General features: G+C 60.8%; 16 protein-coding genes and 1 pseudogene. 1 reads left to right on the plus strand and 16 read right to left on the minus strand.

Annotated features, from left to right (window positions below; genetic code table 11):
• The 9 genes and pseudogenes from AWB66_RS28555 to AWB66_RS28590 all read right to left on the minus strand — a co-directional run.
• Positions 1-879: sigma-54-dependent Fis family transcriptional regulator (locus tag AWB66_RS28555; RefSeq protein WP_087633454.1), on the minus strand; the 879-nt coding region annotated here is incomplete at its 3' end.
• A 631-nt stretch (positions 880-1,510) separates the two neighbouring features.
• Positions 1,511-2,233, minus strand: coding sequence for a hypothetical protein (locus AWB66_RS34585; RefSeq protein WP_235021277.1), 723 nt, complete (start codon positions 2,231-2,233; stop codon positions 1,511-1,513).
• A gap of 420 nt (positions 2,234-2,653) precedes the next feature.
• A pseudogene (locus AWB66_RS34590) lies at positions 2,654-3,166 on the minus strand (phage integrase family protein); the annotation flags it as partial.
• 367 nt (positions 3,167-3,533) lie between these two features.
• Positions 3,534-5,405 carry a carboxylesterase/lipase family protein gene (locus AWB66_RS28565; RefSeq protein WP_327355633.1) on the minus strand — a complete coding sequence of 624 codons (1,872 nt, stop codon included), beginning with the start codon at positions 5,403-5,405 and terminating at the stop codon, positions 3,534-3,536.
• Positions 5,406-6,316: 911 nt separating this feature from the next.
• Complete coding sequence (locus AWB66_RS28570) at positions 6,317-7,453, minus strand: amidase (protein WP_087633426.1); 1,137 nt, start codon at positions 7,451-7,453, stop codon at positions 6,317-6,319.
• A complete protein-coding gene (locus tag AWB66_RS28575) occupies positions 7,450-7,965 on the minus strand; it encodes a nuclear transport factor 2 family protein (protein WP_087633427.1) in 516 nt (171 codons plus the stop codon). Before AWB66_RS28575 ends, AWB66_RS28570 begins: the two co-directional genes overlap by 4 nt.
• An 89-nt stretch (positions 7,966-8,054) precedes the next feature.
• Positions 8,055-8,429, minus strand: a complete 375-nt coding sequence (locus AWB66_RS28580; RefSeq protein ID WP_087633428.1) for a tautomerase family protein — start codon at positions 8,427-8,429, stop codon at positions 8,055-8,057.
• A gap of 71 nt (positions 8,430-8,500) precedes the next feature.
• Positions 8,501-9,001 (minus strand): aromatic-ring-hydroxylating dioxygenase subunit beta, encoded by a 501-nt coding sequence (locus tag AWB66_RS28585; protein WP_087633429.1) that lies wholly within the window; start codon positions 8,999-9,001, stop codon positions 8,501-8,503.
• Positions 8,998-10,281 (minus strand): aromatic ring-hydroxylating oxygenase subunit alpha, encoded by a 1,284-nt coding sequence (locus AWB66_RS28590; protein WP_087633430.1) that lies wholly within the window; start codon positions 10,279-10,281, stop codon positions 8,998-9,000. The genes AWB66_RS28585 and AWB66_RS28590 overlap by 4 nt, the downstream gene beginning before the upstream one ends.
• Before the next feature lie 169 nt (positions 10,282-10,450).
• Between AWB66_RS28590 and AWB66_RS28595 the strand changes: the two genes are divergently transcribed.
• On the plus strand, positions 10,451-11,371 hold the full coding sequence (locus AWB66_RS28595) for a LysR family transcriptional regulator (protein WP_087633431.1): 921 nt from the start codon (positions 10,451-10,453) through the stop codon (positions 11,369-11,371).
• A 6-nt stretch (positions 11,372-11,377) separates the two neighbouring features.
• Here AWB66_RS28595 and AWB66_RS28600 read toward each other — a convergent pair whose 3' ends face one another.
• The 7 genes from AWB66_RS28600 to AWB66_RS28630 all read right to left on the minus strand — a co-directional run bounded on the left by AWB66_RS28600 (position 11,378) and on the right by AWB66_RS28630 (position 18,689).
• Positions 11,378-12,346, minus strand: coding sequence for a PDR/VanB family oxidoreductase (locus tag AWB66_RS28600; RefSeq protein ID WP_087633432.1), 969 nt, complete (start codon positions 12,344-12,346; stop codon positions 11,378-11,380).
• Positions 12,347-12,491: 145 nt separating this feature from the next.
• Entirely contained in the window at positions 12,492-13,796 is a 1,305-nt protein-coding gene (locus AWB66_RS28605) for an MFS transporter (protein WP_087633433.1), read from the minus strand.
• 129 nt (positions 13,797-13,925) lie between these two features.
• Positions 13,926-14,846, minus strand: a complete 921-nt coding sequence (locus tag AWB66_RS28610) for a LysR family transcriptional regulator (protein ID WP_087633434.1) — start codon at positions 14,844-14,846, stop codon at positions 13,926-13,928.
• A 42-nt stretch (positions 14,847-14,888) separates the two neighbouring features.
• Positions 14,889-15,563, minus strand: coding sequence for an ethyl tert-butyl ether degradation protein EthD (locus tag AWB66_RS28615; protein WP_200819088.1), 675 nt, complete (start codon positions 15,561-15,563; stop codon positions 14,889-14,891).
• Positions 15,564-15,565: 2 nt separating this feature from the next.
• Positions 15,566-16,084 carry a flavin reductase gene (locus tag AWB66_RS28620; protein WP_087633435.1) on the minus strand — a complete coding sequence of 173 codons (519 nt, stop codon included), beginning with the start codon at positions 16,082-16,084 and terminating at the stop codon, positions 15,566-15,568.
• A gap of 28 nt (positions 16,085-16,112) precedes the next feature.
• A complete protein-coding gene (locus tag AWB66_RS28625; RefSeq protein WP_087633436.1) occupies positions 16,113-17,303 on the minus strand; it encodes an acyl-CoA dehydrogenase family protein in 1,191 nt (396 codons plus the stop codon).
• Positions 17,304-17,339: 36 nt separating this feature from the next.
• On the minus strand, positions 17,340-18,689 hold the full coding sequence (locus tag AWB66_RS28630; protein WP_235021279.1) for an MFS transporter: 1,350 nt from the start codon (positions 18,687-18,689) through the stop codon (positions 17,340-17,342).
• Positions 18,690-18,723 lie beyond the last annotated feature (34 nt).

Genomic DNA, 18,723 nt, shown 5'->3' on the forward strand with positions numbered 1-18,723 from the left:
GAGCCGCAGCGATATGAAGTCGCTTCCCATGCGGGCATCGAGAAGCCGTAAGACGCGGGTATTGAAGAGTTCCGACGCATCACACGGCAAGCGCTCGAGGCCCGGCACGCATTCCTTTGCCCGGCGGTTCGCGGCGACAGCCCGGCCGCGCTCGTCGAAGGCAATGAGGATCTCGGGCTGCGATTCCACGTAGTGGCGGTTGCGGTGTGCAAGCATCACCCAGCGGTTCGTCGTGGCGTGGAGAAAATAGCTGTTTTCGATCAGAATCGCGCTCTGCCGCAGGATATGGTTGACGAGGCGCTGACTCTCGCGTTCGTCCGGGGACCGTACGGCTGACGCGTCGAGCACGCCAATCAGCTCGCCGGAAAGGCCGAAGATGGGCGCGGCGCTGCACGTCAGCGTGGTGAACGCGGCGCGAAAGTGGTCGAACTTGTGCACCGTGATCGGTTCACAGTCGAGCAGCACGGTCGCTATGCCGCAGGTCCCTTCCTCGCGCTCCGACCAACACGAACCCGGATACAGCCCCGCGCGCTTGAACGCGTTGCGACGGTCCGGGTCGACGCGATAGTCGATCGTCACGCCAGCCGCATCGGTAAGCATCACGCAATAGTCGGCTTCTCGCACCATCTCGTGCAGTTGCGACAGGCACTGCCCCGACGCGCGCAGCACCGGTTCCTCGCGCTGGCGAATATCGCGAAGCTCCGGCGTTGTCAGGATGCGCGGTCCGACCGTGGCACCCGGATCGAGGTGATATTGCTCGAGCGAACGCCGGTACGATGACACGAGTCGGTGCGATGCACCGTCGCCCGAACGGGGCGCACGCGCCTCGATCACACTGCGCACGCGTTCGATATGTCGAGTCTGAGGAACATAGGGCATGGCCAGTCTCCGGCGGTCCGATGGCGCGTCGCGCATAACACGTCATTGCGCGGCACATCGATACTTCGTTGGTTCAAGCGTTGTACCACGCGCATTCGCCGAAATCACACCGCAATGCACCATCGATGTCATTGAGACGTCCGTCTCAGTTGACATGACGACTACCACCTTGCTACGCGGAGGCGAATCGCCAGCGTCAAGTGCTGAAGGGTTCAGGGGCACGCTGCTCGCGATAGCGGATCACGAACCGCTCCACCTAGCGTCGGTTCAGACCCAGCCGCTCAGCAGCGCGCCAAGTCGTCAGACGCGCCTCGGCGACCGCCTGACTTTCAGCCGGTCAAGCTCCCGCATGCTCATTGTGCTCGTCCCGGTGCGCGTCGTGGCGGTCCCCATAGGCGGGAAAACCGCACCAGCATGCTCTACAGATCCCTTGGTACGACATCTGTACTTTGCTCAAGTACGACACTACTACTCTGCTCCCACATTCCGTGTCAAAGCAAAATTGAAATGTCGTACCGCCGGCTAAATACAGATGTCGTGTTTTTGATGTGTGATTGGCTCTGTTTTAAACGGTTTGAATTCACGTAGTGTTGAAGGACGGTCCTGATCGGACCGGGGCGTGTCAGACTGTTCAGCGAGTGCGAGCAGACCGCGGGCCAGGTGTTAAAGGCGTCTTAGACTGCTGCGCGACCTGCACGATTGCTTGATCCAGATCGGCTCGGGTGAATGCGCGCGACTTCTTCGTGCCGGGCAAGGGCTTGTGAGTGCGCACCGCAGCACCTCGGTTTGTACGAGACGGCGAGCCTGAGATCCGACGGTTATCGCGCTGCGCCTGTAACGCTCGCGCGACCTGCAACGCATGACCAAGACGCTTGTTCTCGATGATCGCGCCTTGGTCGATGTCTGCGAGCTTGTCATACGGCACAGCATGCAGCACGCTGCCATCAGCGCGGATTTCGAGGCGCCCATCCGGGTATTCCCACACATCGATGTAGCGGCCGATCAGCCTGCGGTTCGCTGCCGTGTCATCGAGCAGCCAGAGTACGCGATCGTTCAGCAACGTCAGCGCATCCGATACCTTGCGCTGTACCCGCCAAGTCAAAACCGCGTCGAGATTCTCGTCATCGCGCAGCGGCCGGTGCGCGTCGTACGCGCTTCTTGGCGGCTTTGCGAAGCGTGCGTTATAGGCCGCCATGAAAACGCAGGCAAACGCGTTTGCAGCTGCAATGGTGCTGATATCACGCAGCCGCAGCTCCTTTACCAGGCGATCCTGCAGCGTCAGATGAGCCCGTTCAACGCGTCCTTTGGCGGCGCTGCTGTTGGCGCAGAACGTGTCGATGTTCAGCTCATACATCGCGCGGCCGAACTGCGTGACGCCTTTGCCTCACGTCTCCTCGCGCTTGTGAACGTAGAACACGCTTGCGCGGTCGCTATAGAATGCCACCGGCTTGCCGTGGCGTTCGAGATACGCGCGCGTGGCCTCGAAATAGCTGAACGTCGATTCGGTCGGCGCGAAGTGCAAGTGCATCAGCCGACTTGTCGCGTCGTCGACAAACACCAGCAGTGTGCACGCGAGCCCTCGGTCTTCAAACCAGTGGTGATCACTGCCGTCGATTTGTACCAGCTCACCGAAACAAGCCCGTCGGGCACGCGGTTGGTAGACCTTCGGAGGACGCTGCTTGCGTGGCACCCACAGGCCGGCATCCGTCATCAGGTGCCGCACGGTTTCCTTCGACAGCACGAGGCCATGGCATTCACGCAGTTTCTCGCACGCCGCCCGCGCCCGTTCGGTCAGCGCCGGGTACGCAGCGAAGAACGTCTCCACACGGCGTGCGCTGGCGACACCGAGTCCGGCGATTGCGGTCCACCAGCGGCGCCGGCGCGGAATCCGCACGGTCAGGTCGGCCAGCGTCCGGATGCCGTGCGCCCGCAGGGCGGCCACCACGCGCGGCGGCAACCACCGGTCGATCTCGTCGGCAATATGCGGCACCGGCGCTGGCAAGCTGCGTAACGTCTCGATTACGCGCGCGACGGTATCGGCCGATCCGGCGGACTGCTCACCGATGAATATCTCCGCCAGATCGGCCCGATGGTGGCTTGCCGCGTATGAGATCAAGGCGCGTCGGATGCGGCCGAGCACGCCGCGCGCGGATGCCCCTCGCGCCTTGCGGTCGCCCAAATAGCGGGCCACGGCGGCTCGAGCGCCGAGCCCGGCGTACCAGGCGCGCAGCGCAGCCAGTTCGGCGTCGTCCGGGAAGGCGATGGGATGGGTCTCACGCGTTTTCATGCTCGCCAGTTTGGGTCAAAAACAGCGATGGACAGATAAGGCTATTTATCGGTCCAGGGCCGTTTTGCGGACGCGGGCCATTGTCGGCGGTCCAGGTTCTTATCTTGGTCAGCCCGTGTGGTGAGCCAGAGGGGGCGGCAGCCGACCCCCTGGCGACGTTGGGCAGCGAGAGTATGAACTGCCGCTCTTCGCTTGTGGTCGGACCTTCGGAAAGCCACGGGTCGAAGGCTCCCCAAAGGACGAGCAATGAATCTGTACGGCGTTCCGCCGGTCTGTTGTTCCCTTTGGTGGCCGCGAGCGCAGATCGCCGCGTTCGCAGCCCCCGAGCGGCACGGGAAATAGCCACTCGTCAAACTTCTGTGCCTTACTATTGATATTGCCGATTGACCGTTTTGTTCGCGTCATTAAGCGGCTCAATCAGATCGATTTGCGCTTTCAACGGACTTGGTTGATTCACTTGCAAAGTGCCTGCCGGTGTGAACTCCATCTGACTGTCCAAAGCGACGTCATAGGCCGGCCAGTTAGTTAAACCCGCGTCAGACGGATTGCCGGTTTTGGCAAACGCAGCCCAGTAGGCAATCATGCGCTGCGCTACCTGTTCGTCCTGACTAGTGACCGCAGTACCATACGTCGAAGATAGCGTGTCGAAAACGTATGGGATCTCGGCGCCGTGCGTTGCGCCACTGATCTTCTCTCGCACCGACTGCGCGACGTACGAGAAGCGATAAAGGTAGGTCGGTACGCCTGCTGAGGTGAAAGTTCGCGCGATGAAACGTGCAGGCTCGTCCATGGTGATGACACGCGAAATCTGGCTCTCAATGGAAGCAACGGAGGCCGTGCCCGAGGGATCGAACGCGGCAGCAGCCGCGCCCAGATTCTGGGGGCCAAAGATCGCATAGGCCTGTTCCTTCGTGCTAATGCCCGGAGTGGAAAAGCCGAGGTCGGCATTGTTGACTCCCAACATTAGGGGCACCTTCGTGAACTGGCCATTTTTGTACAGATTCTCCGGTTCGTCGAGAACGAGTTTGCCGTCGACGATCGAACCGCCCGAAAACGTGGCAAGGCTGTGCGGAGAATTCAATGTCGAACTGTTCAGTCCATCGACAATCTGATCCGCAGATAGCGCGCGCATGGCTTGAAGAGCGCTCGTATCGCTACCATTGATCCCGAATCCCTGAGCGAACAAAGCACCCTGCTCTTCGGCCGACGCCCCGACTGTTTTTGCGTTACGTGTAAGCGTGCGCCCATAGTACTGATTGACGCGTCCATTGCCGGACTCATTGATCGCCTTCTGGAACAATCCGGTTGCCAACGGCGATGTCAATAGGTTGTGAATCGACTCACCCCCGGCCGACTGCCCGAAAACGGTGACATTTCCCGGATCGCCACCGAAATTCGAGATGTTACGCTGCACCCACTTCAGTGCGGCGATTTGATCCATGTAGCCGTAGTTTCCCAATACCTCGCCCGATTGCGAAGCAGCTGCCGTCAGTGCAGGATGCCCGAAAAATCCAAATCTTCCGAGACGGTAGTTAGTAGTGACGATCACGACGCCTTGTTTTGCAAACTGTGTTCCATCAAATCTTGGCATTGACGTTCCGCCCCCAACGTATCCACCACCGTAGATCCAAACCATTACCGGCAACTTTTCGTTTCTGGCAGCCGTGGCGTTGCTTCGCTGCGGGCGCCAGACGTTGAGGTACAGGCAATCTTCAGAGGGCGTTACAGTGAGTGCGCTAGGGGCGGTGCCGCTAGTCTGCATGCAATCGTGAACAAAAGACGTCGCTTGACGCACGCCGCTCCATGCGGATACCGGTTGCGGGGGTCTCCAGCGTAAGCTCCCGACTGGTGGAGCCGCAAAAGGGATGCCCTTGTAAGCGATCACGCCGTTAGCGCTCGAGCCTTGTACGGCGCCATCAGTCGTAGTAGCGATGGTCGGGTCCGGGATCGTCGATGAGCTGCTATCGGCTCCGCAAGCCGCTAGCGTCACGGCGATGCTCGAAAATACGAGCAATGTGCGCAAGAGGTTCATTTCATACTGCGCCAATACAGCGCCAAGTTCCATCCTCTCCAATGCGTTCCGTCTCCGTGTAGTCATGGCTACCGTCGTCCTTGTATGAGTAGGGACATTTCGTGACCACCATCGTCCATCCAGTTGGCGGGGCCTGCGGCGCAGGATGAATCCGAGTATCTTGGGGGCGTTTCTCGCCGTCAAATTCAGGACATTAATGGTGTCCATGAATCGCTTTCATGCGGCATATCATTGATGATGTAATCATCTCGGTGCGGTTTCTAAAAGCAGGTGATTGGCATATGGCGCACTCCATAGCAAGTTCATGGACCGACCCTGGCGTTGCCAGTTATTCAGTGCTTTGCAGATAGACGTTCCCTGATGAATCATTCACCGCGGTACGTCAAAGGCGCGCGACCTTCTGCGGGAAACGCTGCGCGGGTGCTGAGACGCTGAGCAAGAAGAGCAACTTACCCCGGCGGTTTGGCTGGTGGTGGGCGCCGCGTCCGTCCCACCGCCGCACGCGGTCATCAACAGTGCAACTGACGCGATGAGCAGTTGCGTCAGCGTCGACGGCGACAGCGAGGCGTTGCCATCCCTTTTTGTAAGCATCGCGTATCTCCATGACTATGGCTCGGTGCAAGAACTCGAATCACGCGGGCGCGCGCTCAATTTGTCAGGACGCTTGTTGCTTTGCTTCTCTACGTGCGACGGATGAAGTTGTCGGATTCATTCGGTAGGGCTTGGAGAGGAGCGGTGATCAACATCGCCGTCCGTCCGATGGCGGTGCTGGCGTCCATGGCGGACTTGTGAGCGCCGGCACTAGTGTCGATGCATCATTCGATACCGTCAAATCCACCGAAAATAGTACGGGTATCAGTTTGATGAATGGCTTGTGGATGGCGGAACGTCAGCGGCCCGGACGATCCGTTCATCAGCGATCAGACGAACGCGATGGGAAATAAAGAGCATTGCCAGGTATTGTGCGAGCACCCAGCGGCGTCAAGCTCGATATCGGCTACGAGGTGTCGGCCGGCGTCGTGAAAGCGGTGCGCGGCGACAGCGCCCAGGCCTGTACCGCACGGTCAGGCCGGCTCTTCGGGCAATCTTGTTGCCCTTCTTCTCCGCGGTCGGTGCGTCTACGTCTGAAGCATTGCCTCGATGAACGCGGCCACGCTGCACACCATTTCGTCCCGGCCCTTTCGTCCGACGATCTGCAGGCCGGCCTTCATTCTCGATTGCTCGATGGGAATGGGTAGCGTGAGCGCCGGATGGCCGCTTAGATTGAAGGGACGAATGAGCGAGGACATGGCGATTACCGAGGTTCCCTCGCGCGCCGCGTCGAGCGTGATCGGTAGCGACGGCATCGTCGGCAGCACGATGACCTCGGCTTCTTCCAGGGTCCTGTCGACTTCGTCCGTGAACGCGCGTCGCACACGTTCGGCGGCATCGAGATCGGCGGCCGATGTGTTCGCGGCGGCACGCAAACGTGCATCGATGTCCGCACCAAGCTTCCCGCTGGCTATCAAATGCCCGAACGCGCGCCACGTTTCCGCGTTGATGACAGCGAGGCCGGCGACGAACGCATCTTTCATCGACTCAAGTCGAACCTTCCGGGTCGCGACGCCCGCGCGCTCCATGGCACCCGCGACTGCTCGCGAAATGTCGTCGTCAGCTTCGACGTCGATGATCGCCACGCGCGCCTTTGAGGCATCCCGACGCGCTTTCCCCGGCTGAAACGAAGGGTCGATCGCCAGCATCACATCGATGATCGTGTTCATGTCGCGCGCAAACGGGCCGACGCAATCGAGCGTCGTTTCGCGTGGCGCGACGCCATCGCGCGACACACGGCCGAACGTCGGCTTAAGACCAATGACGCCGCAACAAGCGGCCGGGCAACGCACCGATCCGCCGGTGTCGGTGCCGAGCGCAGCGTCTACGAGCCCGTCGCCTACGGCCGACGCAGAGCCGCTCGAAGAGCCACCTGGAATGAGCGCAGGATCCTGAGGATTGGGAGGCGTGCCGCTGACATCGTTAATACCGGTCATCCCGAACGCGAGCTCGTGCATGTTGGTCTTGCCGGCGATGCGCCAGCCCGCGTCGATGAGACGCTGCACGACTTGCGCGTGACGGGCGGCGGGTGGCGCATCCGCAAGCGCCCGGCTCGCGGCGGTGGTCGCACAACCCGCGATGTCGATGCTGTCCTTAATGGCGATCGTCGGTGCGCTCGGTCGGTCCTGCGGCCCAACCTCGAATGTTTTGATGAACGCGCTCATGCTGATGTTCCTTGCGCCGAATTGACTTGCCACGGCGCGTCGAACAGGCGCTCCGTGCGGAAATGCGTGATAACCCACCCCGGATCGTCGCCTGACGAAGGCGCGAAGTCGATTTCGAGGCGCGCCGCGATCAGCTCCGCCTTGGCATCGACGTAACCCGACGCCTGTAGCATAATCCAGCGGCCCTTCGCCGCGACGCCATCGCTTTCGATATGCTCGGCGGTCAGGAAATGAACATTGGTCGTAAAATGCGGCGTGGGCGGCAAGTAGCGCTGGAGCATCGCGACGATTTGCTCCGGTCCCTGCAGGCGGCCGAATTTGTTCGCATAGTTCGGACCGATGCCTTCCCACACGGCATCTTCGCTGAACAATGCCGCGAGCGATTCGCCCTCGAGAGCGCGCGCTGGCACGTCACACAACGCCATGTAGCGCGCGATCGTCCTGCGCACCGCGTTCTGTCCTTCGAGAGCCCGCACACGCGCTTGCAGCACTTCGATGGTGTGATCGGTCATCGCATCACTCACTGTTGTTGACGACATCCTGTTTGTAAACACTGCTGGTGTCGTGAGTCACTCACAGTCACCTCTGCGTCGGCTAAAGATCAGCGGCCGAGCGCGCGCGCGGTTTGTCCGCCGATGCCGAAATCCGTGTTCGGTATGTCCTTAATCATGACGCGCGTCGCCTGTAAGGGCGCGTCGAGGACGGCCGCGCTCGTCTGGCAGAGTTGCGAGATCAGCGCTTCCTTTTGCGCATCGGTGCGTCCTGCGATTAGGATTGCAATAATGACGGGTAATCCCGCCGCGCTAAGCTTGCCGCCCAAGCCACTGTTCGATGCGGGCAATTCTGACAGCAGAATGCGAACGGATTCGGCCGGCGCGCCAATTGCATGTGCCGTCGCTTGCGTGAGCCCGTGAATGAGCGATGCCTTGCGTTGGTCGGTGTGACCTGCAGGCAGATAGACTTCGAGTGTCGGCATGAGCGTAATGGAACATTAGAGCGCGCACCGCCGCTGGTTGATGACAGCTGATCGACGACGCGCGCGTGACATCAGAGCAGGAAGCCGATGGCGCTCAGCGCCTCGGTCGAGTCGATCAGGCGAACCACCTTTTCGACCAGACGCGGCTCGCCGCTCGACATGTCGATTTTGTGTGTCAGGTCGGCAGCAAAAATCGTCGAGGCGCCCCGCTTGTAAGCAATGACGATCTGCGAGGACTTCACCTCAACGAGATCCGCGCTGTCGTCCGAGAGCGTAAAGCGCGACACCGTGCGCACCGTGCGTGCCGCATCAGAGGCCGATGCCGAGAAGCCGGACGTCATGCGCTGCACGCGCAACTCGCGCATGTGATGGTCGTCGTATGCATAGTTGAGCGTCGATGCGTAGTCGGTTGTCTGCGGATCAATGGGTACTACATAATGGCCTTTCGGGTCCCACATCTCCAGCCAGACGCGATAGTCGCGGTGATCGAGCAGTTCGGCTTCGCGCCAGATGAACGCGATCGCGCGCGCAAAGGTCTGATCGGTAAAGAGTGCGTTGCGTTCGTCCATCATGCTTGCTCCATCATGTCCCGCCACTGCCTGTAGGCTTCGCGCATCCCAGTTTCGTCGGTCGAGTGCGCAGTCTTTTCTCCGTTCGGAGCCGTGGTTTCGCGATTAAGACCGCGATTCACCAGAATCGGTACATCGGGGCCTGCATAAGAGCCGCGTTGCACACGTTCCCAGGCTTCCGCATCGTCGGGGCTGCCGAAGCCAAACGGGCCTTGGAAATGCTCGTGGATGCGCAGACGCACGCGGTTCGCTTCTTCGGGGCCGCCGTCCATCCCAAGCGCGACGTGACGGATCTCCGTTTCATTAACGGAAATCGGCCGCAGCACGCGGAAGAACGCCATTGATAATGCTAGGTTCGGAAACAGATTCAGGTTGAAGCCGACGCCCATCAGCGAACGAACGATGCGGCGTACTTCCTCCTGCGTGTGCTTTTCCGCGAGCTGCGCGGCGAGTTCATTGAAACGCTCGGGCAGCGGTGCACCGTCGTCCTGATCGAGATCGACGATTTCCGGCACTAGTACGGCAAGGCTGTGACCGTTGCCTAGTGAGCGGCAAAACGCCTTGTCGCTCGTCATGAAGCTCGTGATGACGGCGGCCGTTTCTTCGTCGATGGACTTCATCCAAGACTTATGCACGACGGGAAAGTGATAGAGGTCGGTCGTGTTCTCGAGCTGAATCTTCCAATTGCCCTTGAATTTGAATTTGTGCTCGCCGTTCGCCTTGATCGGATAGCCCGCGCCTTGCTTCATGAAAAGATCGATCCAAGGCTTGGCGCCACCGAGAAAGTCCTCGAGCGGTTCGATGGATTCATCGAAGCTTGCGAAAATCAGCCCTTGATAGACGCCCACCCGCAGCTTTTTGAGCGGCAGATCGCCTTTCTCACACACGCCTTCGTAACCATCGCCGTAAGGCAGCGCGCGCAGCGTGCCGTCGAGCGCATACGACCAGCTGTGATACGGGCACGTGAAGCCCTTTGCGTTGCCCTTGTGCTCTTCGCACACGGTTGCGCCCCGATGACGGCAACGGTTCTGCAACACGTTCACGGATCCGGTCTTATCGCGCACCACGATGACGGGCTGGCGGCCAATGGTCGTCGTCACAAAGTCGCCCGGCTTGGGCAGCTCGCTGTCGTGCGCCACCCAGACCCACGTCTTGTAGAAGATGCGTTCGAGTTCAGCTTCGAACAACTCCGGATCGTAGTAGAGCGAAGGCGCGATGCGATCGGACTCAGCGCGCTTGGCAAGCGCGCTCGTGTCGATGGTTTGGTAGGTCGACGTACTCATCGTATTCCTGGGGAGAAGTTGAGTGGCTGATTGAGCGACTAACACGAGCCTGGCCGTGCAGTCGGCGCATCCTCTCGTTGACATCAGTCTCGCTTTTCGAAGATCATGCGTCAAATCGATTAAAAACAGGGCGCCCAATAAGTGCGGCCGATATCTCAAACTGCCTGCCATGACATCCATCGACCATATCGATCTCAATCTGCTGCGCGTTTTCCAGGCTATCGTGGAAGAGCGTAGCCTGACGCGCGCAGGCGAGCGGCTCGCGCTCTCGCAACCCGCGGTCAGCTATTCGCTCGGGCGGTTACGCACCCTGTTCGACGACACGCTGTTCATTCGCACACGCGCGGGCATGCAGCCCACGCCCGTCGCCCTGGAACTGGCTGAGATCGTCGGACGCGCGCTCGATACTGTGCGACAGGCGTTGCGTTACGCCGAGCGCTTCGATCCGGCGACGAGCACCCGAACGTTCCGCCTGTCGCTGTCGGATGCGGGCGAGATGGCGTATCTGCCGGCAATCTGTGCCGCGTTACGCAACGCCGCGCCGCGCGCGAAGCTGGTCGTCGAGCCGTTGCCGGTAGAAGAAATCGAAGAAGCGTTGCGCGCGAGTCGGCTGGATTTCGCGATCGGCAACTTGCCGTCGCTATTGCCGCGCACGCGCCATTGCGTGCTCTTCGAGGAGTCGTATGTGTGCATGACGCGCAAACGCGACGATCTGCCCGAAGGCAAGAAGCTGAAGCTCGAGCAGTTTCTTGCCGCGTCGCACGTTCAGGTTCGCTCGCTCGAGCACAGCCATGACGCGTTGGATGATGCGCTGCGCGCACAAGGCGTCGGGCGCAATATCGCACTGGCGTTGCCGCATTTTGTGGCGGTGCCCGGCGTGCTGGCTGCAACGGATCTGCTTGCCACGCTGCCGGAAAAGCTCGCGCATATCCTCAATCGAGGCGACGCGTTCCGTATCTACGCGATGCCGGTGCCACTGCCGAGAGTGGGCGTTACGATGCACTGGCACGAACACTTCCACGAGGATGAAGGCCTCGCGTGGATGCGCGGCCTTATGACCGACACCCTCGCTGGCTTCAAGAGGATGTGATCTCGCTCAGAGATCGAGCACCAGCACAGGTGAACGAGAACGCGACACGCAGCAGCAGATCACGCTGTTGCTCGCGCGTTCCGCTTTGCTAAGACAGTGATCACGATGCTCGGGCTCGCCGCTCACGACGTCGACCATGCACGTACCGCAAACGCCTTCGCCACACGACGTATCGACTTCGATGCCGATCGACGCGAGCGCATCGATGATCGACGTGCTCTTGTCCACGCGAACCGTTTGTCCGCTGCTTGCGAGTTGCACCTCGAAGCTGTCCAGCGATGTTTCGGCCGCGGGGAGAGGCTCGGCCTTGAAGCGTTCGAGATGAATCGCGTCCGCAGGCAGGCGAGTTTGCGCCGTCTCGACCACAGCATCCATAAAGGCGCTCGGCCCGCATGTGTAGACATGCGCGTTCGGACCGGCATCGCGAATGCATTCATCAAGCTTGTCACGCTGTTGGTGCCGCTCGACGCCGAAATGCAGTTTTACGTCGGCATTGAACGGTGCGCGCGTCAGCAACGTCACGAATGCAGCGTGCGCCTCGCTGCGCGCGAAATAGTGCAGCGTGAAGCGCGCATTGCTCGCAACGAGCCGATAAGCCATCGACAGCAATGGCGTGATGCCGATGCCTGCGGCAATGAGAATGTGCTCGCTTGCGGCCGCGTGGAGTTGGAAAAGATTGCGCGGCGCGCCGACGGCCAGCTCGGTGCCTACGGTCACTTCCTCGTGAAGCGAACGTGAACCGCCGCGCGACTGCTCTTCCTTCTTGACCGCGAAAATCTGCGTCTCGAGACATGCGGGATCGCCGCAAAGCGAATACTGACGTGTCACGCCTGAAGGGCTGGTGACGTCGATATGCGCACCCGGCTCGTAGGGTTCAAACGGCGCGCCGTCGATTCTGGAGACGCTGAACGACCGCACGCCATGCGCTTCCTCGCGCAACACGTCGACTCGGACTTTCACGGTGTGAGCTTGCATGATCGCCTTCCTTTGAGGTGTTGCCTGGGAACCATGCGTCAATGTTAGTGCCGCCCGTCGAATAAGCAAAATAGATTAAAAATCCTGTACTGCATCAATGGCACTGATGATGCCTCGCGACTGCAAGCCGTCAAAAAGAGCCGCTCTAGCGCTGACGCGTTTCGTGCGTGAAACGTAGCGTGACGACCGTGATAAGACTGAGCACGATGAGAAACACCGCGACGGGCCAGGACGCGTGATAGCGCAACAACAATGCCGTGGCGAGCAGCGGCGATAGACCGCCCGCGAAGATCGAGGCCACTTCATGTCCAAGTGCGACGCCGGAGTAGCGCACTTCCGTGCTGAACAATTCTCCGACCAGCGCCGGCAAGGTGCCAATCATCGCGCCGTGACAAACGGCGGTGCCCAGTACCAGTGCAAGCCAGATGAGCGGGGTCGAATGGGTGTCGAGCAGCCAGAAGAACGGGAAGGCCATCACCGCAAGCGAAACCGCGCCGATCATGTACACCGGCTTGCGTCCGATCCGATCGGAGAGCTTGCCCCACAGCAGCATAGCGACCATTTCAATGACCATCGCGAGCATGACACCGATGAGCATCGTCGAATTGGGAATACCGACAAACTTGCCGTACACGAGCGAAAACGCGAGGAAGATGTAGGCGCCGCCGTTTTCAGCGACACGGAGGCCCATCGCCATCAGGATCTCCTTCGGATGACGCTTGATGGCTTCGAGCACCGGCATGTGGGACGTCTTGCCGGCTTCTTCCGCGTTTTTAAAGTCGCGGCTTTCGGGCAAGCTGTGACGAATGTAGACGCCGAGCGCAAAGATCACGATGCTCGCGAGAAACGGTAGGCGCCAACCCCACGAGATGAACTGCTCGTGCGGCAAGGCCTGCACCGCGAGGAACGCCGCCGAGGACAGCACGAAACCGCCGCCCACGCCCAGTTGACTCCATGCCGCGTAATAGCCGCGCTTTTCGGGAGGCGCGTTCTCGCTGATCATCAAGACTCCGCCGCCCCATTCACCGCCGGACGCAACGCCTTGCAGAAGGCGAAGCGCGACGAGCGCGACGGGTGCCCACACGCCGACGTGATCGTAAGTCGGCAATAAGCCAATGCCGAAAGTTGCGAAGCCCATGATGAGCAGCGTCCAGACGAGCGATGCGCGCCGTCCGTAGCGGTCGCCAATATGCCCAAACACGATGCCGCCGAGCGGCCGGGCGACAAAGCCCATCGCGAATGCGGCGAACGCCCCGAGCGTGCCGATTAGCGGGTCGGCGTTGGCCGGGAAAAACAACTTGCCGAACACGAGTGCGGCCGCCGTGCCGTAGACGAAGAAGTCATACCACTCCATCGCATTGCCCGCGACCGACGCGATGACAATACGCTTGAGGGCGCGATCCGGCATCGCCGCGCTGCGCTCGGCGGTCAAGGAATGAACTGTTGCCATGTTTGCTCGCATTAAATGAGTAGGCTGCGGCCTTTAGGAAGGCTTCGCATAACAGACAGTGTCGAGGCGAGACTGATCTCCGTCAAATTCGCCGAAAAGACGTCGTGATATCAGCCCAGCAAATGAATGTCAGTCGTCGGGCTGACGAAACATGGCGGAGATGGTCTCCCGCAACCACGCGACGCCGGGATCGCTGGCGAACTGGGTGTGCGAGTGAATCTGTATTTCGATGGGCGGTAACGCGAACGGCAAGGGCAGAATGCGGAAGGCCTTGCCGCGATTAAAGCGCCGCGCAATGCTCCTGGGGAAAATGACGGCGAGGTCCGTGTTCATTACGATTTCGGGCGCCACGACGAAATGCGGCAGTCGGACGACCACATCGCGCTTAAGATTGAGCTCGTCGAGCCATTGCTCGACCATGCGATGGCCTGTCGCGTTCGTGCTCGCGTAGACATAGCGCAACGCAGCCAAGTCTTCGCGCGTCGGCCGCGATTTGCCTAACGGATGATTGGCGCGCACCACGCATACATGCTCGTCGACGAACAACGTCTGGCTCACACATCCCGCGTCGAGACCCGGGACATATCCCAGTGCAAGATCAATTTCGCCGGCGCGCATGGCCGCGCTCACGGATTCCACCGGAACATTCACCACTTCGATGCGAATGCCGCGTGCCTCGCGGTCAAGCAGCGCGAGCAGCGGTGGCAGGAAAAAGAACTCCGACATGTCTGACATCGAGATGCGAAACACGCGTCGCGCCGTCGCGGGATCGAACTTGGCAAGTTGCTGGACCGCCTCATTGATGATCGATAACGCCTGCGCGAGCGGCGGATATAGCCGATGCGCGGCATCGGTTGGCACCATGCCGGTGGGCGTGCGCACGAAGAGTGGATCGTCAAAAAGTGTGCGTAAGCGCCGTAGCGCGTGACTGACCGCAGGCTGCGTCAATTCCAGACGTTCGCCGGCGGCGGTGAGGCTGCGCAGATCCCAGATGGCGAGGAACACGCGCAGCAGGTTCAGATCGGCGAGACCGAGGTTGGGCTTGGTCATACGGTTGACTCACGAACAAGCGCTGGTCGCGCCATGCGGCCATCAATGTGTGGCGAGATTACCGTATGTGCTGCGCATTGCAAAATGCGGCGTGCCGCCTTGATAAGGCGGCAACGTATGAAAATCGCGGCGCATCAGGTCGCGCACCGGCGAGGCGAGCGCGTCGGCGAGCGCGGACGCATCGTCGAAGACGACCTTGTTGCGCTGCATCACATCCGCACGCGCGCACGGTAGGCCGCTCGTGCATTCGATGCGCGTATAGATCTCCAGCTCGCGCAGTGCGGGCAAGGTCGACATCAGCGGCGCATGATGCTGCAAGTAATGCGCGAGCCAGATGTCGAAGTCCTCCGCAGGCCCTTCGTACGCGACGAGATAAGTGCAACGCTGAACACGCCCTTCGCTGTGTAGACCTAGCGGGGCCAGGGCGCGCACGGCCATGACCTGCTGCGTAAAGCGCCCGGCAATCAAAGGTTCTTTAAGCGCGCGATCAATGGGGCCATCCCGTCTCGCTGCCGCCTCGAAGGTGGCGAGTTCATCGAAATACAATTGCAGCACGCTCGATGGCGCATCGGCAGCCGGCGGGATGCGCGGATCGACGCGTTGGGTTATCGGCTCATGCACGACGAGGCTGCGCAAGCCGTCGATGCACTGCAACGGCGCGATATCGAGCAGCGGTTGCTGTCCGCTCGCACCGATCAGAAACAGGCAGACTTGCATGGTCACACCGCCTCGCAGGAAGCGGCCGCACGCGCGAGCCGATGAAACTGCCGGCCGAAGTACACGAGACCATCGCCGTCTTCACGCGAGCCGATGTGTTCGACTTGTACGAAAAGCACCGAATGCGAGCCGACCTTCTTGCTGTCGACGATGCGGCCTTCAAGACTCGCAATGGCATCGTCCAGCACAGGAAGTTGCAGTGCGCCAGGCCGCGAGCCACAGCGTGCAAAGCGTTCGTCCATCGAGCAACTGTCCATGCCCGCAAACACGCGCGCCAGTTCTTGCGCATGCGCGCCGAGCACATTGATGCACGCGCGGCCGTTGCCGAGCAGCACGTCGTGAACATAACTCGACTGATTGATGCAGACGAGCATCGTTGGTGGCGTATCGGTCACCGAGCAAACGGCGCTTGCCGTGATACCGCAGCGTCCGTGTGAGCCGTCCGTGGTGATGACGTTGACGGCCGCGCCGAGCGAGGCCATTGCGTTGCGAAACTGTGCACGCGCTTGATCGTGGGTCATGGCTGATGTCCTTTCAGGGCTCGCGGATTCAGGGATACGGCGTGACGGGCGGAATGCCCACGAAGATCGCGCCCGATGCATCGTAATTGCCTTCGCCCAGGAAGGCGTGTTGGGTGACTACGATCGAATCGCGCACCAGACGCTGCATGCGGTTCTCACGATAGATCGCGCCGATGCCCGCCATCTTGTACGCCTGCATCACGATATCGGCGCAGGTGTGGGCCGCGTGCGTGGCCGACAGACGCAACAAATTTGCTTCTGCAGGCAACACCGGGTCGCCAGCGAGCACCGTGCGCCAGGATGCTTCCGCGGACTCGAAGAAGAACGCCCGCGCGCTACGCAACTGCGCTTCTGCCTGTGCGAGCCCCGAGCGATAGTAGGCGCGATCGGCAAGACGCGGCGCACCTGTCGTGGTCTTTGTCACCCCGGACATCCCCGCCAGCATGTCGAGCGCGGCGCGGGCAAGACCGATGTTGACTGCCGCATGCACCTGCGCCTGATAAGCGACGGCGGGATACCGATACAGCGGTTCATCGATAAGCGGCACGCCCCCACGCACGAAGGTCCATTGTTCCTCGACGTATTTGTCTTTCAGGCGCAGATCGTGGCTGCCCGTGCCCTGCATGCCGACTACGTTCCAGTTATCGACGATCTCGACTTCGCTCGCCGGAAAGACGGCGGTGAAAGGCTTGCCGGCGTTTTTGTCGTCCGCGCCAGCAGGTGCCCCGCCTATTCCTACGCCGATCCAGTCCGCACCCTTGCAGCCGCTGGCAAAGCGCCATTGCCCCGACACGAGAAAGCCGCCGGGCGCGCGATCGGCCTTTTGCAGCGGATACAAGCCGCCCGCGAAGACCTGGTCAGGACCGGACGAATAGATGCGCGCCTGTGTTTCCACCGGCAGTGAAGCAAGGTACGTGTTAGCGGAGCCGAACGCTGCAACCCATGCGGTCGAGCCGTCTGCGATCGCGATGCGTTCGAGCATCTCGAGAAAGCGGGCAGGCGGCAGCGCGTCGCCGCCGAAACGCTTCGGCGTGCTCGCACGGAAAATGCCGACGCGCTTCATTTTGCCGACCATATCGCGCGGCACGTGCGACATGGCATCGAATTCGTCGCGGCGGCGCTCGACTTCTTCGATCAGCGTATCGAGCGACAGCGGTCCGGCGTACTCGGGATAGTCGTTCTGCGAATCGATGATGGCTTCGCTTTGAAGGGCTTGCATGAGTGGTACCTCTCGGTTAATGGTGTGTCGATGTCATTAGGGCTGGTGACGTGCAGCGGCGCGCATCGCTTTCGGAAACGTCTCGCGCGCGAGCAACGTAGCGATGACAGTGATGAGTCCGAGTACGCCCAGATAGATGGCCACCGGCACGGCGCTGTGATAGTGGGCGAGCAGCGCGGTGGCGATCATCGGCGAAAGGCCGCCACCGAGTACGGAAGAGACTTCCCGGCCGATGCCGAGTCCGGAGAAACGAAGATGCACCGGCAACATCTCGCTGATGAACGCGGGCTGTGCGCCTTCGAGAATGCCAAGCGTGATGCTGTTCGCCAGGATCAGCGCGGCAACGACCTTCCAGTACTCGCCTGAACCCAGCAGCGCAAAGTACGGCCATGCGACCAGCACAATGGCGATCGCGCCTGCGAGATACACAGGCTTGCGTCCCACCCTGTCGGTCATCCAGCCGAAGAACAGCGAAACGGGGATCATCAACAGCATCGAGATGCACAGACCGCTGAGAATCCAGCTCGACTTAATGCCGAGAAACTGCCCGTAGGCGATAGAAAAGGCGAAGAAGAGGTAGGACGCCGCGCCCTCGCCAAAGCGCAGGCCGAACACGGTGAGCACTTCGCGCGGACATTGACGCAGCACTTCGATAACAGGCATCCGGCTTTCGTGGCGCGTCGCCTTCACTTCAGCGAACGCGGCGCTCTCTCCAACGGAGCGGCGCATCCAAAGGCCGAGCAGGACGAGTGCGGCGCTTGCGAGAAACGGAAGGCGCCACCCCCAACTCTGAAAGTCGTCAGCCGGAAGGTTCTGCACCAGTAGGAACGCGCCCGTCGACAAAACGAAGCCGAATGCTGCGCCACAGGGGCTCCATGCCGCGAGCGCTCCTCGCTTTGATTGCGGCGCGTTCTCGTGAATCAGCAAGATACTGCCGCTCCATTCGCCACCCGCAGCCAGTCCTTGAAGAATGCGCAGAAGAACCAACATCACAGGCGCCGCAATGCCGACCTGCTGATACGTTGGCAAAACGCCCATCAGGACGGTGGCGGTGCCCATCGTGAGCAGCGTAAGCATCATCACAGCCTTGCGGCCGTAACGGTCGCCGATATGGCCGCATAGCACTCCGCCGATCGGTCGCGCAATGAAGCCGACGGTGAAGCCACCGAATGCGGCGATGGTGCCCGTCAGCGGATCAGTGCCGACCGGAAAGAACAGCTTGCCGAAGACGAGCGCGGCGGCGGTGCCGTACAGGAAGAAGTCATACCACTCAAGGATTTGACCAAGCACCGCCGTAGTGACGGCACGGCGCACATTGCTTGCGGGACGCGCGGATCGTAGTTGAGCGAGCGCGCCTAGATCGGAGTTCAGAGCTTCAGGGTTCATGGTGGGGGAAAACATGAAGTGATGGTTCCCGCTT

The organism is Caballeronia telluris, assembly GCF_001544495.1.
In the GTDB taxonomy this organism is placed as follows: Bacteria; Pseudomonadota; Gammaproteobacteria; order Burkholderiales; family Burkholderiaceae; genus Caballeronia; species Caballeronia telluris.